This is a genomic window from Mesorhizobium sp. WSM3866 (assembly GCF_002294795.1).
GTDB lineage: Bacteria > Pseudomonadota > Alphaproteobacteria > Rhizobiales > Rhizobiaceae > Mesorhizobium.
In genome coordinates, this window is record NZ_NSGC01000001.1 from 431238 (window position 1) to 445393 (window position 14156).

The window sequence follows — 14156 nt, forward strand, 5'->3', positions numbered from 1 at the left end:
ATCGGTCACTGGTCAGCCTCGGCGCTGGAATTTATCTGAACTGCGTCCCGTGCCAAGGCGGCACGGGACCCACCTGCTCGGGAGGAGCCTTACATCTTGCCGTCGTCCTGGAAGATCTGCGTCCAGTCCTTGACGAGGCCGTCGAGCGCATCCTTGGCCGAGCCCTGGCCGGCGACGACATAGTCGTGGAAGCGCTTCTGCGAGGCCTGCAGCAGCGGCGCGTAGCTCGGCTCTGCCCAGAAGTCCTTCACGATCGCCATGGAGTCGAGGAAGGCCTGCGCATAGGGCTGGCTGGACGGGAACTTCGGATCCTTGACGACGGAATTCAGGCAGGAATAGCCGCCGAGCGACCACCACTTGGCCTGCACGTCCTTGTTGGCGAACCACTTGATGTATTTCAGAGCCGATTCCTGCTTGTCGGAGTAGGAAACCACCGAGATGCCCTGGCCGCCGAGCTGCGCGAACTGGTCGCCGTCGGGACCTTTCGGATTGGCGAAGTAACCGATCTTGTCGCCGCCGACATTCTCGTCCTTCTGCAGGCCGGGCCAGGTGAAGGCGAAGTTCATGTGCATCGCCACCTGGCCGGATTTGAAGGCATCGACGCCTTCGCCCATGTAGCTGTTGGAGGCGCCGGGCGGCGTGCAGCAATCATAGAGCGCCTTGTAGAATTCCAGCCCCTTCACCGATTTCTCGGAATTGACGAAGCCGTCCATCTCATAGGGCTTCTTCGGGTTCTCATACTGGAAGCCGTAGCTGTAAAGCACGTCCATGGCGCCCATGGTGATGCCTTCCGAGCCTCGCTCGGTGTAGATCGAGGCGCCATAGACGGTCTTGCCGTCGATCTGCCGCTTCTGGAAGAACTCGGCGATCTGCTTCAGCTGGTCGAAGGTCGTCGGCGGGGCGAGGTCCCAGCCATATTTCTCCTTGAACTCCTTCTGCAGTTCCGGCCGCGAGAACCAGTCCTTGCGATAGGTCCAGCCGACCACGTCGCCCATGGCCGGCAGCGCCCAGTAGTTCGGCGTGTTCTTCGGCCATTCGGAATAGCCGACGACGGTCGCCGGCACGAAGTCGTCCATGCTGATCTTCTCCTTGTCGAAGAAGTCGTTCAGCTTGACGTAATGACCGTTCTCGGCCGCGCCGCCGATCCACTGGCTGTCGCCGATGATCAGGTCGCAGAGCTTGCCGTGTGAGTTGAGCTCGTTAAGGAAGCGGTCGGCATAGTTGGTCCACGGCACGAATTCGAACTTCATGCCGATGCCGGTTTCCTTGGTGAAGTCCTTGGACAGTTCCACGAGCGCGTTGGCCGGATCCCAGGCCGCCCAGCAAAGCGTCAGGTCTTCCGCATGCGCCGCGTTCGAGACGGCGGTCGACGCGAGTGCCGCCGAGGCCAGTCCCAACGCCAGTTTCAAGGTCGATTTCATGCCTTACCTCCCATTTGCGAAACGCGTCCGGATGACGGTTTCAAAAGCCTCAACCTCGCTCCTCCGAGGGCCTGAACATGGCGCGCGCCGCGTCGCCGATGTTTAGTAATTTGTTTAGTGATGCTCTTTTTACTAAACAACGCAAGCGAATTCGTTGCTGCGCCGCAGCATGACGAAAGCGGTGCTTGAAATCGTTGGGAAATAACTGTTGGTGCTTGGCGGCTCGTGCTTCAGCCGGCTACCTGACGGTCTTCGGGCCCACCGTGACCGGCCGGATCCGCGGCGCCGGAGGCAGCAGCTCGCGGATGTCGGCAAAGGGGAAGAGGGGCTCGAACCGGAACGCCTCGGCCAGCGCGCCGGGCGCGCCGTTGCATTGGCCGGCGCGGAACGCGTTCTGCATGCGTGCACCGTTGAGATAATGCTCGGGCCCCTGTGAGCGATGCGCGAGAATGGCCTGCGCCTTGAGGTCCCAGTGGCTGGAAATGTCGACGTAATGCGACGGCGAGAAACCTGTGCCGCCCAGTGTGTCGGCATGCAGCACCGGTACCTCGAAGGACGCCGCGATGCGCACGCCATCCGACAGCGCGCGGTGGTCGCCGTGATAGTCGTTCGGCGCATGCGTGATCGCGAGGTCGGGTTGCACCTCGCCGATCAGCGCCTTGAGTGTGCCGATCAATGCGGCATCCGCAACCAGCGCCCCGTCGGGGAAATCGAGGAAACGCGGTGTGACGCCGAGCAGGGTGGCCGCCTCGGTCGCTTCCTCGCGCCGCGCTTTGACAAGCGCCTTCGGATCGCCCGTGCCGCCCTTGGCTCCGTCCGTGGCTATCGCAAAAGTCAGCTCTGCGCCTAGCGCGGCATAGGCGGCCAGCGTACCGAACATGAATATCTCGATATCGTCGGGATGAGCCCCCAGCGCCAGTATCTTCACTTCTTTTCTCCCGAATTGGAACGTGCCGAACGGAATCCTGCTCGCCCTCATCGCCTATGCAAGCTATTCGTGGAGCGATGCCGTCATCAAGAGCCTGGGCGGGCAGTTCACCGTCTTCGAGATCGGCTTCTTCGTAACCTTGTTTGCCGGCTGTTTCCTGTTCTTCACAAGGCCTGCCGATGAGCACTGGCGCGACTTCTGGCGCACCAGCCGGCCCTGGGCCGTGCAGGCCCGCGCCTGGGCGGGCATCGCATCGGGCGTGCTCAGCGTCTATGCCTTCACCACCATCCCGCTGGCGGAAGTCTACGCGTTGATTTTCCTGGCGCCCTTGTTCGTCACCATCCTCTCCACTCTCATCCTGAGGGAGAAGGTTGGGCCGTGGCGATGGCTTGCCGTGGTCGCCGGATTTGCCGGCGTCATGCTGGTCGTCAGGCCGGGTTTCCGCGAACTTCATCTCGGCCACCTCGCGGCCTTCGCCATCGCCTTTCTTGCCGCTACCAGCGTCATCCTGATGCGGTCGCTGGCGCAGCAGGAGAAGCGCACGACGATGCTCGGCGTGCTTGTCGGCTATGGCCTGCTGTTCAATGGCCTCGGCGTGGCGGCAACGTCCTTCACCTTGCCGGATGGCAGGCAGCTGATCTGGCTGGCCATGGCCGGCGCCTTCACCGCCGGCGGTCAGCTGTTGCAGCTTCTCGCGGCCAAATACGCGCCTGCCAACCGGATCGCGCCGACGCATTATTCGCAGATCGTCTGGGCGGTGGTGCTGGGCTCGTTGTTCTTCCAGGAAGATCCCGACCTGCTGACGCTGGCCGGCCTTGCAGTGCTCGGCGCCTCGGGCCTGCTGACCATGGTTCGCGAGGAGGTACGGCTGGGCACCGTGCGCTGGAACCCGTTCACGCGCACCAGGCTTTAGGCAATTCCGGGACAGGTTGCGCGCTCACCGTGGCCGCTGATATGCGGACGCCATGAACAGAGGAATTTTGCCGGAACTCCCGGTATCCGCCGTGCTGCCGGTGCTCGGCGAGGCGCTCGCCGGGCGCAACAGCGCCGTGCTGGTGGCGCCGCCCGGTGCCGGCAAGACGACGCTGGTGCCGCTGGCGCTGCTCGACGCGCCCTGGCTCGGCGAAGGCAGGATCGTGCTGCTGGAGCCGCGCAGGCTGGCAGCCCGCGCCGCCGCCCGTCGCATGGCCGAGCTTGTCGGCGAGGAGCCGGGTGGTACAGTCGGCTACGCGATGCGCATGGAGAACCGCACTTCAGCGCGGACAAAGATCCTCGTCGTCACCGCAGGCGTGCTGTCGCGCATGATCCTCGACGATCCCGAACTGCCCGGCGTTGCGGCGGTAATCTTCGATGAATTCCACGAGCGTTCGCTCGACGGCGATTTCGGCCTCGCGCTGGCGCTCGATGTTCAGGGCGCGCTGCGGCCGGATCTGCGCCTGCTGGTGATGTCGGCGACGCTCGACGGCGCGCGCGTCGCAAAACTACTGGCCGGGGCGCCGGTGGTCGAAAGCGAGGGCCGCGCCTTCCCGGTCGACATCCGCTATGACGAGCGGCCGGCCGGCATGGCGGTCGAGGACGCGATGGCCAAGGCGGTTCGCTCGGCTTTAGCCGCCGAGCAGGGCAGCGTGCTCGCTTTCCTGCCCGGACAGCGCGAGATCGAGCGCACCGCAGAGCGGCTAGAAGATCGCCTCGGTGCCGATACCGACATCGTTCCGCTCTATGGCCGGTTGGACAACAGGGCGCAGGATGCCGCGATCAAGCCGGCGTCGCCTGGCCGCCGTAAAGTGGTGCTGGCGACCTCGATCGCCGAGACCTCGATCACCATCGACGGCGTGCGCGTCGTCATCGATTGCGGCCTGTCGCGCCTGCCGCGCTACGAGCCGGCAAGCGGCCTGACCCGGCTGGAAACGGTGCGCGTCAGCAAGGCTTCCGCCGATCAGCGGGCCGGCCGGGCCGGACGAACGCAGCCGGGCGTCGCCATCCGATTGTGGCGTGCCGAGCAGACGGCGGCGCTGCCCGCCTTCACACCGCCGGAAATCCTCGAGGCTGACCTTTCCGGCATGTTGCTCGACTGCGCCGCTTTCGGCGTCGCCGATCCGTCGAGCCTGTCCTTCCTCGACCCGCCGCCGGCGCCGGCGCTCAACGAAGCGAGGGTGTTGCTCAAAGCGCTGCATGCAATCGATGACGCCGGCCGCTTGACGGAGGCGGGCGCGGCGATGCGCAAGCTCGCTGTGCCCGTGCGGCTCGCGCACATGGTGGCCGAAGCGGCTGAGATCGGGCAGGCGCAGGAAGCGGCGATGCTTGCCGTGCTTTTGACGGAGCGCGGGCTTGGCGGCGACAGCGCAGATTTGGAACGGCGGCTGATCCGCTTCCGCGCCGAAAAATCGCCGCGCGCCGGTGCCGCCCGGCAACTTGCCGCACGCCTGGCCAAGCAGGCAGGCGGGGCAAGGGCAGACTCGCCAGCCGCGCCCGGCGCCTTGCTGATCCATGCCTGGCCGGATCGTGTCGCCAGAGCCCGCGGCGAGCGCGGCCGCTTCGTGCTCGCCAACGGTTCCGGCGCGATGGTCGATGCTGCCGATCCGCTTGCCGGCGAGAGCTGGCTGGTCGTCGCCGATCTGCAGGGCAAGGCGCAGAATGCCCGTATCACCGCCGCCGCGCCCGTCGACGAGGCCCTTATCCGCACCGCGCTTGCCGACCGCATCGAGACGAAGCGCGAGACGAGTTTCGACCGCGAGCGCCGCGTCGTGCGCGTGCGCGAGACCGCTCGCCTTGGCGCCATCACCCTTTCCGAGCGCATGCTGCCCGCACCTTCCGGTGCCGAGGCCGATCGGGCCATGCTGGACGCCCTGCGCGAGCACCGCCTGTCGCTGCTCGACTGGGGCAAGGAGGCGGAAACGCTGCGCCAGCGGCTCGGCTGGCTCTATCGCGGCCTCGGTTCTCCCTGGCCCGACGTCTCGGACCAGGCGCTTCTCGACCGTCTCGACGACTGGTTGCTGCCTTTCCTTGCCGGCGAGGCCTCCTTCGCGGCGATCAGGCCGACGGCGCTTGCGGCGGGGCTGATGTCGCTGGTCCCGCACGACCTGCAGCGCGAGGTGGACGCGCTGGCGCCGACCCATTTCGACGCGCCCTCGGGCAGCCATGTGCCGATCCGCTATGACGGCGAATGGCCGGTGCTGGCGATCCGCGTGCAGGAGCTGTTCGGCCTCGATCGCCATCCTTCGGTCGCGGGCGGTACGGTGCCGCTGACTCTGGAGCTGTTGTCGCCGGCGCATCGCCCGATCCAGACGACGCGCGATCTGCCCGGCTTCTGGCGCGGCTCGTGGGCGGATGTGCGCACCGATATGCGCGGTCGCTATCCTAAGCATGTCTGGCCGGAAAACCCGCTGCTGGCGGCCGCCACCAGCCGCGCCAAGCCGCGCGGGACATAGGTTCGTGCCGCTTTCGGCGGGCCATTCGCGTTAGTGGGCAACGTGCGTTGGCGATTGGCGCAAACGCCCATCACTTCGTCATCCACGGGCGGAGCAAGGAGCGAAGCGACGCGCGTAGACCCGAGGATCCATTCCGTTACCTTGACCGTAAAATGCAGCGGAACAGAATTCTGAACCATCGCAAAACTTCGAAGTCACGGAATGGATCTCCTCGGGCCTGCGCTCCGCTTCGCGTCGCTCCGCCCGTGGATGACGAAGTCGCGAGGGGCCTAGGCCAATCATCAAGCCCTCATGATGGTGAACCGAAACAACGGCCGCTGACCGGTCAAGTCGCAGTCACAGCGCTACTAGCGCTCACCCTCCTGCGGCTATAATCGTAAGTCGATGATCAATATTTTGCGCGCGCCCGATTCCCAGCAGAGCCAGCGGCTGCGGCTCAACACGCTGATCCGCCTGCGCTGGCTGGCCATTGTCGGCCAGAGCATCGCGGTGCTCGTCGTCGGCTACGGGCTGAAATTCCCGCTTCCGGTCTCGCTGTGCTTCGCGCTGATCGCCTGCTCGGCCTGGATGAACCTCTGGCTCACCTTCCGCTATCCCGCGGCGCATCGGCTGACCCCGCTCTCGGCCTTCGTCATCCTCACCATCGACAGCCTGCAGCTCGCCGGCCTGCTCTATATGACCGGCGGCCTGACCAACCCGTTTTCGGTCCTGCTCTCGGTGCCCGTCGTCATTTCCGCCGCATCACTGCCGCTGCGCCTCACCGCGGTGCTCGGCGCGCTGGTCATCGCGGCGGCCACGCTGCTTGTGTTCTTCCATCTGCCGCTGCCCTGGTACGAAGGCGCGCCGCTGTCGATGCCCTTCATCTATGTCGCCGGCATGTGGATGGCGGTGTTCGCCTCGATCGCCTTCACCGCGATTTACGCCTTCCGCGTCGCGGCCGAGGCACGCCTGCTCGCCAACGCGCTCGCCGCCACCGAGCTGGTGCTGCAGCGCGAGCAGCATCTTTCGGCGCTCGATGGCCTCGCGGCGGCCGCCGCGCATGAGCTCGGCACGCCTTTGGCCACCATCACCGTCGTCGCCAAGGAAATGGAAAAGGCGCTGGGAGAAGATCCGAAATTCAGCGAGGACGTGAAGCTGCTGCGCTCGCAGAGCGAGCGTTGCCGCGAGATCCTGAAGCGGCTGACCAGCCTGTCCTCGGAAGGCGAGGCGCATCTTTCGCGCCTGCCGCTGACCTCGCTGGTCGAGGAAGTGACGGCGCCGCACCGCGACTTCGGCATCTCGATCCGGCTGCGCCCCGGCGAGCGCATCGGCCCGGAGCCGGTCGGGCAGCGCAGCCCCGGCGTCATCTACGGGCTCGGCAATCTGGTCGAGAACGCCGTCGACTTCGCCAAGAACACGGTCACCGTCAGCTGGAACTGGGACGGTGAGGAGGTCTCCTTCTCGATCATTGACGACGGGCCGGGCTTCCCGCCGGAAATCATCGACCGCATCGGCGAGCCCTATATGTCGACGCGCCAGGGGACGGAGGCCGGCGGCGGCCTCGGGCTCGGGCTTTTCATCGCCAAGACGTTGCTGGAGCGCTCGGGCGCGACGATCGATTTTCGCAATTCGAGCGGGCTCGGCGAGGGGGCGGTGGTGCAGATCACCTGGCCTCGCGGCGTCTTCCTCAATCCCGAGCATGCCCCGGGCACCGCATTCGACAATGCGTGAGCCTATGCATTTGGCGCATGGCAGCTTTGTTGCCGGGTGTAAAAATTGGACATTGCTGTTGCAGAATTGTATCTGCGTAAAAGTAAGGCAGTAGGATGCTGACGCAAATGAGCGCAGAAGAACCCACCGGCGCAATGGTAGAAGGCGAGGACACCTCGCTGCTGATCGTCGACGACGACAAGCCATTTCTCACCCGGCTTGCCCGCGCCATGGAAACCAGGGGCTTCGCGGTCGAGACGGCGGAAAGCGTGGAAGAGGCCGTCGCCAAGGCGCGCGCCCGCCCGCCGGCCTATGCGGTGGTCGACATGCGGCTCGGCGACGGCAACGGCCTCGACGTGGTCGCCGCCATCCGCGAGAAGCGCGACGATTCCCGCACCATCATCCTGACCGGCTACGGCAACATCGCCACCGCGGTGACGGCGGTGAAGCTCGGCGCTGTCGACTACCTGTCGAAGCCCGCCGATGCCGACGACGTCTTCGCCGCGCTGACCCGCACCGCGGGCGAGCGGGCAGCACCCCCGGAAAACCCGATGTCGGCCGACCGCGTGCGCTGGGAACATATCCAGCGCGTCTATGAAATGTGCGACCGCAACGTCTCCGAGACCGCGCGCCGGCTCAACATGCACCGGCGCACCCTGCAGCGGATTCTGGCAAAGCGGGCGCCGCGGTAACCTGCTTAAACGCGCGTACGGTGCTGCCGATGGCGAGTGTCGAAGGCAGCGCTGGCTGCCGCCTAGCAACGCTGGCGATTGGCGAAAACCGCGATGAGAGCGCCCCTCTCCCCGTCATACGGGGAGAGGATGCCGACAGGCAGGTGAGGGGCGGCGCCGACGCTTGCAAGGAGGGCGACGCTGGCCGACCGGTCCAATGCTTGCCCGGTCGTTCAAGTTTGAGCATCATCGCGAAGGACACCGGCCGGCGGGCCATGTGACGGAGGGGGCATGCGCGACGAGCGGCCGAAATCGATGCTTCGCGAATTCCTCGACGGCGAGGCGGCCGGCGGCATCATCCTGATGGCGGCCGCCGCCCTTGCGCTCATCGTCGCAAACTCGCCGCTCGCCGAAACCTATTTCGCCGCCCTCCACGCCTATCTCGGTCCGCTCAGCGTCTCGCACTGGGTGAATGACGGGCTTATGGCGGTGTTCTTCCTGCTGGTCGGGCTGGAGATCAAGCGCGAGATGCTGGACGGCCAGCTCTCAACCTGGCCGCGCCGCGTGCTGCCGGGCATCGCCGCGGCCGGCGGCATGGTGTTTCCGGCGCTGGTCTATGTCTTGGTCAACCGCGACAACCAGGCGGCGCTTTCCGGCTGGGCGATCCCCACCGCCACCGACATCGCCTTCGCGCTCGGCGTGCTGTCGCTGCTCGGCAGCCGCGTGCCGGCCTCGCTTAAAGTGTTTCTTACCGCTTTGGCCATCATCGACGATCTCGGCGCCGTCATCATCATCGCGCTGTTCTACACCAGCGGCCTGTCGCTCGCCTATCTCGGCGCCGCCTTCGCGGTCATCGCCGTATTGATCGTACTCAACCGCATGCGGGTGATGAACCTCTTGCCCTATCTCGTACTCGGCGCGGCGCTTTGGGTGCTGGTGCTGAAGTCGGGCGTGCATGCGACGCTTGCCGGCGTGGCGCTGGCGCTCACCATCCCGCTCGAGCGTTCGCCCGCCATCGGTCACGACGTCGAACACTCGCCGCTGCACCGGCTGGAACATGGCCTGCACAAGCTCGTGCCCTTCATCGTCATCCCGATCTTCGGCTTCGCCAATGCCGGCGTCTCGCTCGGCGGCCTGAGCGTTGCCGCGCTGGTCGAGCCTCTGACGCTCGGCGTCGCCGCCGGCCTCGTCGTCGGCAAGCTGGTCGGCGTCTTCGGCGCCTCGGTTCTCGCCATCCGGCTCGGCCTCGCCGACCTGCCGGCCAATGCTGGCTGGCTGCATATGATCGGCATTTCGCTTCTGTGTGGCATCGGCTTCACCATGAGCCTGTTCATCGGCCTGCTCGCCTTCGCCAATGACGCGGCCCTTCAGGACGCGGTGAAGGTCGGCATCCTCGCCGGCTCGCTGATCGCCGCGCTGGTCGGCGCGGCGGTGCTGCTGATGGCGCCGGCGCGGGGTGGCGCCGAAGAAGAAGTGGAGTAGGGCAGCGGGGAACGCGGTCTTGCCGATCAATGGAAGCGTTGTAAGGCGCACCACTACTTTCCGATGACTTGAATTTGATGAGTTGAAGCTATCGCTGGAGTGCTAGCGTGCTTCAGCGTGCCGTCAGACAGCGATGGGGCAATTCACTCGGTTAAGGGGCCAGCAAAAATGGTATGCCGCACAACAAGTGTCATAGCAACGGTCGCGGTTTTGGGCCTTGGGCTCTCTCCGGCGGCTGCGTTCACACATCTGTCGAGCTATGAAAAAACGGCACTGACGGGCCAAGAGATTCTCGTCTTTAAGGGAGCGAGCCTGAACGTGGACTGCTCTTCTGCCGGCAAGGACGATGTAAAAATTATCTCCGGGCCGAGTCATGGGGAAGTTAGGTTGGTTGAAGGGAAGGTTTACACATCTTTTGCGAAAACCAACCAGAGATTTAAATGCAATTCTCGAAAGGTCGACGGAATAAAAGCCGTCTACAAATCGGCTGCCGGGTTCAAGGGGCAGGATCAGATGACCTTCTCGGTTCATACTTTTGATGGGAACGCGTACAAAATTGTCGTGGACGTCAATGTCGAGTAGGGGCTGCGCTTTGGGTCCCGGCGCAGTGCAGCCCGGTGCTGCGCGGCCCGCGGCCAGCGACGACGAGATAGCGTCCTACTCGCTTTCGCCGTCCAGCACCGGCACCGAAACACCGGCAAGCTCCGCCGCCAGCAGCCGCGCCGCGCCCGCACGCGCGATCCTGAGCATCAGCGCCTTGCGCGTCGCGGCGGCCATGCGGTGCTCCGGCGCCTCGCGCAAGATCTCCGCGCCATAGCCGTCGGAGAGGATGAAGCCGCATTCCTCCGGAAAGATTTCCGCGGGCACGCCGGGATGGGTGGCGAAGAAGAAGCGGTCGGCATGCAGCCGGTAGTCCGGCCATTTGCGATCGACGCGAAAATCCTCGATCGAGGATTTGATCTCGATGATCCAGATGTCGCCCTGCCGGGTCAGCGCGACAAGATCGGCCCGCCGGCCGGTGGCCAGGGATAGCTCTGGCAGCACATGCGCGCCCATTTGGGTCAGCAGACGCTGCACGCCGCGCCGCACCAGCATGGCGCGCTCCGACTGGCGGCCGTCGATCAGCGGGTTGAGGGGAATCGCGGAAACGATAGGCATGGCAGGCACCATGCCAGATTTTGTTCACGGTTTGAACACGATATTAAAGGGCGATTGTATATTTGACAGACCCAGACGCACAATTAATTCGGGAACCGAATTGGGTTCCGGTATGTTGACCACTATCGCCGGTAACGACCCAACGGACATCGGCGGCTGAGAGACAGCGATCTAGCGCTCCCGTCTGCATAAGACCGGAGCCACGCTATGTCTCCCAACAATCCCCATCGCGCGCTTTATTCCAATCAGGACAGCATTCTAATCGCCAGATCGAGAGAGTATATCGAACGCTCACGACGGCGGCTCATAGAAACCGAACCGTTGCTCGATCCTCACCGGATGCGTCACCCCACACAGGATCGGGATATCGCCAGCATCCTGCGCGGCACTTGGTGGAAGTCTTATGATGACGACCAAGGGGCTAGCGAGGCTTCTTTCCCGCTTTCTCGTCGTGCTTAGGCGGCGGCGGGGACTTTGCCACTTTCTTAATCGCCGCGTTCAACGGCTCTTCGGAATCGACGGTTTCAATCTCCCGCGCCAGTTCGCGGAACTTCTCAACTTGACTCTTTTCAGCGGGTTTGCCTGACATTGCAGAATGCACCTTTGCTTTATTGACGAGAGTGGTAGCCCGCCCAAACCCTGCCGCGTGGGCAATAGGCCCTATTTTGTCACAGCCGGTCTTATCATGCATGAGGCCCAATGGCATGGCATTGCAGACGAAGTGCGCAGGATAAAGACCAAATATGGCGTCACAGGCGAAATCAAATGGCGCTATTTCGGCCCAGATAACACGGACCCGGGCAACTCCGTCGCCCACCTAACGAGGGCGAAAGGCGCGGGCGGTTATATATTTCACAGACCACCGCAACACTTGAGAGTGTTGCTACCCTGCTGCATCCGCAGTATGAACCCCAAAAAAATCCTAAGCCGAACGCAATCAGCGTTACAGGCCAATCGGTGATCGCCCAAGTAATGCCGATGATTGACGCTTCATTGTAGAGCGCCTCATCCAGCCTCCCCCAGATCCCCTTCGAAGATGAGCAGCACGCGGTTCGACGCCTGCAGCGCAAACCGCTTCGCTTCCTCGTAAGCCGGGTCGTCATAGCAGGCCTTGGCAGCTTCCAATGACGGGAATTGGACGACGATCACCCGACCGGCATCGCGCGCCTCCACCAGCAGGGGCGGCACTTTCGAAGGATTGCTGCGTGCCTGATACTTCTCGCCGATGGGCTTCCAAAGCCTGGCGTATTCGGCTTGCGCTTCCTGATCCGAAATCTCGGTGCCGACGATGAGCCAGTATCCCTTCACGGGTGGAGCACTCCTGCCGAGGATTTGTTTCTGGCTCAAGAGCTAAGATAGAGATCGGATACTTGTCTAGCTCCGGTCGGCGACTTCACGCCGCCCCCGCCATGTCATCCAAAATCGGGCAGTCCGGCCGGTCGTCGCCGTGGCAGGCGTGGATCAGCTTCTGTAGCGTCGCGCGCATCGACTGCAGTTCGCGCACCTTTTCCTCGATCGCCCTGACATGGGCGCTGGCGATTTCGCGCACGTCATGGCTGGCGCGGTCGCGGTCCTGATAAAGCGCCATCAGCTGCCTGCAATCATCGATTGAAAAGCCGAGGTTGCGGGCGCGGCGCAAGAAGGCCAGCCGGTGCACGTCGTCGCGCGAGTAGTCGCGGTAGCCGTTTTCGGCCCGCGCCGGCAGGATCAGGCCGATCTCCTCATAGTAGCGGATGGTCTTGGCCGGCAGGCCGGAACGCTCGGCGGCATCACCGACATTCATGGCGCTCTCCTGTCTCCGGCAGCCTTTCCGGCTGCCCCGTTGATTTTACTTCACAATCCTGGGACCCCTGTTGCCGAAATGCCGCAGTTCGGCACTTACCAGCAGGGAAGGTCATGCATATAGGCAGTGCACGCTTGGCAAGCAAAAGAAATGCCAGCATGAATGATGGTGAGAAAGCGGCCGACTCGTGCCGCTGATAAAAGGCGGGGCGTCGGACCTATTCATGCGCTTGAAGTCGTTTGCAATCGTCGCCGCCCTTGCGCTGTCGACCGCGATCAGCGGGTGCAGCACCATTGGCGGGCAAATCTTCACCAACAACTATGGCGCGATGACCGATGCCGGCTATCAGCTGCCGCGCATCCCGATCGAGAAGGTTCCGGCCCGCTTCCGCCGGCAGGAAGTGCGCTACGACACTCCCGAGAAGCCCGGCACCATCATCGTCGACACCCAGAACAAGTTCCTCTACTTCGTCGAGGGTGACGGCATGGCCATGCGCTACGGCATCGGGGTCGGCCGCGAGGGCTTCGAGTGGCACGGCACCGCCCATATCGCGCTGAAGCGCGAATGGCCGACCTGGACGCCGCCGGCGCCGATGATCAAGCGCCAGCCCGAACTCGCCAAATTCGCGGGCGGCATGGAGCCGGGCCTGAAGAACCCGCTCGGCGCGCGCGCCATGTATCTGTTCAACAAGGGCGGCGACATGGGCTACCGCCTGCATGGCAGCCCGGAGTGGTTCTCCATCGGCAAGGCGATGTCGTCGGGCTGCATCCGCCTGATGAACCAGGACATTATCGATCTCTACGACCGCACTTCGGTCGGCGCCAAGGTCATCGTGATGTGATCACGATGGCCGCGGACAAAAGCTTGCGTGCGCGGACCGTCTAGGCAACAACAAGACGTCCAAAGACAGAAAACCGGGCTGTTGGGGCCCGGTTTTTTGTTTTTGCGGTTGGAGAAAATTCACTCCGCCGAGAAGCTCAGAAACCGCAACAGGCGGCCGGCGGAGCAGAATTATCAGGCGACCTGCTCGACCTGCTGCACTTCCGGAACAAAATGCCGAAGCAGGTTCTGAATGCCGTGCTTCAGCGTCGCCGTCGATGACGGGCAACCGGCACAGGCACCCTTCATGTGCAGGAACACGGTGCCGTTCTCGAAGCCGCGGAAGGTGATGTCGCCACCATCCTGCGCGACCGCCGGGCGCACCCGGGTGTCGAGCAACTCCTTGATGGTCAGCACCAGCTCCTCATCCGCCTTGTCGTAGAACTCGCCGGCCTGGCCGGCATCGTTGGCCGGGGCCGCCGAAGCCATGACCGGCGCGCCGGACATGAAATGCTCCATGATGGCGCCGAGGATCGCCGGCTTCAGGTGCTGCCAGTCGGGACCGTCCTTGGTCACGGTGATGAAGTCGTAGCCGAAGAAGACGCCGGTGACGCCGGGGATCTCGAACAGCCGGCCGGCCAGCGGCGAAGCCTGCGCGGCGCCTTCGGCGTCGCGGAAGTCGGCGGTGCCGTCGCGCAGCACTTCCTTGCCGGGCAGGAATTTCAGCGTCGCCGGGTTCGGCGTCGATTCGGTCTGGATGAACATGGATATCTCCAG

At 64.1% G+C, this 14156-nt stretch carries 14 protein-coding genes; 7 read left to right on the forward strand and 7 right to left on the reverse strand.

Annotated elements, in window-relative coordinates:
- Window positions 1–89: 89 nt before the first annotated feature.
- Entirely contained in the window at window positions 90–1421 is a 1332-nt protein-coding gene (locus CK222_RS02080) for an extracellular solute-binding protein (protein WP_067003505.1), read from the reverse strand.
- 238 nt (window positions 1422–1659) lie between these two features.
- On the reverse strand, window positions 1660–2349 hold the full coding sequence (locus tag CK222_RS02085; protein WP_067324285.1) for a PIG-L deacetylase family protein: 690 nt from the start codon (window positions 2347–2349) through the stop codon (window positions 1660–1662).
- 22 nt (window positions 2350–2371) lie between these two features.
- Between CK222_RS02085 and CK222_RS02090 the strand changes: the two genes are divergently transcribed.
- The 6 genes from CK222_RS02090 to CK222_RS02115 all read left to right on the forward strand — a co-directional run bounded on the left by CK222_RS02090 (window position 2372) and on the right by CK222_RS02115 (window position 10201).
- Window positions 2372–3262 (forward strand): DMT family transporter, encoded by an 891-nt coding sequence (locus CK222_RS02090; RefSeq protein ID WP_095799231.1) that lies wholly within the window; start codon window positions 2372–2374, stop codon window positions 3260–3262.
- A gap of 52 nt (window positions 3263–3314) precedes the next feature.
- Window positions 3315–5777, forward strand: coding sequence for an ATP-dependent helicase HrpB (gene hrpB, locus CK222_RS02095; protein WP_095799232.1), 2463 nt, complete (start codon window positions 3315–3317; stop codon window positions 5775–5777).
- A gap of 384 nt (window positions 5778–6161) precedes the next feature.
- Complete coding sequence (locus CK222_RS02100) at window positions 6162–7487, forward strand: ActS/PrrB/RegB family redox-sensitive histidine kinase (RefSeq protein ID WP_095799233.1); 1326 nt, start codon at window positions 6162–6164, stop codon at window positions 7485–7487.
- A gap of 107 nt (window positions 7488–7594) precedes the next feature.
- Window positions 7595–8158: an ActR/PrrA/RegA family redox response regulator transcription factor gene (locus tag CK222_RS02105; RefSeq protein ID WP_040974834.1), complete on the forward strand. Its 564-nt coding sequence runs from the start codon at window positions 7595–7597 to the stop codon at window positions 8156–8158.
- 270 nt (window positions 8159–8428) lie between these two features.
- Window positions 8429–9619, forward strand: a complete 1191-nt coding sequence (nhaA, locus tag CK222_RS02110; protein WP_095799234.1) for a Na+/H+ antiporter NhaA — start codon at window positions 8429–8431, stop codon at window positions 9617–9619.
- Between the two features lie 117 nt (window positions 9620–9736).
- Window positions 9737–10201: a hypothetical protein gene (locus tag CK222_RS02115; protein WP_245432946.1), complete on the forward strand. Its 465-nt coding sequence runs from the start codon at window positions 9737–9739 to the stop codon at window positions 10199–10201.
- Window positions 10202–10276: 75 nt separating this feature from the next.
- On the opposite strand, the gene CK222_RS02120 is transcribed toward CK222_RS02115, so the two are convergent.
- From CK222_RS02120 to cueR, 4 genes are all read right to left on the reverse strand, one after another.
- The gene (locus tag CK222_RS02120) at window positions 10277–10777 is read right to left on the reverse strand and encodes an MmcB family DNA repair protein (RefSeq protein WP_164747477.1); all 501 of its coding nucleotides are present in this window, start codon (window positions 10775–10777) and stop codon (window positions 10277–10279) included.
- A 421-nt stretch (window positions 10778–11198) separates the two neighbouring features.
- Complete coding sequence (locus CK222_RS32800; protein WP_245432947.1) at window positions 11199–11594, reverse strand: hypothetical protein; 396 nt, start codon at window positions 11592–11594, stop codon at window positions 11199–11201.
- Between the two features lie 188 nt (window positions 11595–11782).
- Window positions 11783–12085: a DUF1330 domain-containing protein gene (locus tag CK222_RS02135; RefSeq protein ID WP_067324300.1), complete on the reverse strand. Its 303-nt coding sequence runs from the start codon at window positions 12083–12085 to the stop codon at window positions 11783–11785.
- Window positions 12086–12170: 85 nt separating this feature from the next.
- Window positions 12171–12560 carry a Cu(I)-responsive transcriptional regulator gene (cueR, locus tag CK222_RS02140; RefSeq protein WP_067003523.1) on the reverse strand — a complete coding sequence of 130 codons (390 nt, stop codon included), beginning with the start codon at window positions 12558–12560 and terminating at the stop codon, window positions 12171–12173.
- Window positions 12561–12783: 223 nt separating this feature from the next.
- Between cueR and CK222_RS02145 the strand changes: the two genes are divergently transcribed.
- Window positions 12784–13401 (forward strand): L,D-transpeptidase, encoded by a 618-nt coding sequence (locus tag CK222_RS02145; RefSeq protein WP_067003525.1) that lies wholly within the window; start codon window positions 12784–12786, stop codon window positions 13399–13401.
- A gap of 173 nt (window positions 13402–13574) precedes the next feature.
- Here CK222_RS02145 and CK222_RS02150 read toward each other — a convergent pair whose 3' ends face one another.
- On the reverse strand, window positions 13575–14144 hold the full coding sequence (locus CK222_RS02150) for a NifU family protein (RefSeq protein WP_067003527.1): 570 nt from the start codon (window positions 14142–14144) through the stop codon (window positions 13575–13577).
- Window positions 14145–14156: the final 12 nt, after the last annotated feature.

Excerpts from the sequence above, each read along its gene's own strand:
- CK222_RS02080 (WP_067003505.1), bottom strand. The coding sequence starts at position 1,421 with ATGAAATCGACCTTGAAACTGGCGTTGGGACTGGCCTCGGCGGCACTC.
- hrpB (WP_095799232.1), top strand. The coding sequence starts at position 3,315 with ATGAACAGAGGAATTTTGCCGGAACTCCCGGTATCCGCCGTGCTGCCG.
- CK222_RS02100 (WP_095799233.1), top strand. The coding sequence starts at position 6,162 with ATGATCAATATTTTGCGCGCGCCCGATTCCCAGCAGAGCCAGCGGCTG.
- CK222_RS02105 (WP_040974834.1), top strand. The coding sequence starts at position 7,595 with ATGAGCGCAGAAGAACCCACCGGCGCAATGGTAGAAGGCGAGGACACC.
- nhaA (WP_095799234.1), top strand. The coding sequence starts at position 8,429 with ATGCGCGACGAGCGGCCGAAATCGATGCTTCGCGAATTCCTCGACGGC.
- CK222_RS02120 (WP_164747477.1), bottom strand. The coding sequence starts at position 10,777 with ATGCCTATCGTTTCCGCGATTCCCCTCAACCCGCTGATCGACGGCCGC.
- cueR (WP_067003523.1), bottom strand. The coding sequence starts at position 12,560 with ATGAATGTCGGTGATGCCGCCGAGCGTTCCGGCCTGCCGGCCAAGACC.
- CK222_RS02145 (WP_067003525.1), top strand. The coding sequence starts at position 12,784 with ATGCGCTTGAAGTCGTTTGCAATCGTCGCCGCCCTTGCGCTGTCGACC.
- CK222_RS02150 (WP_067003527.1), bottom strand. The coding sequence starts at position 14,144 with ATGTTCATCCAGACCGAATCGACGCCGAACCCGGCGACGCTGAAATTC.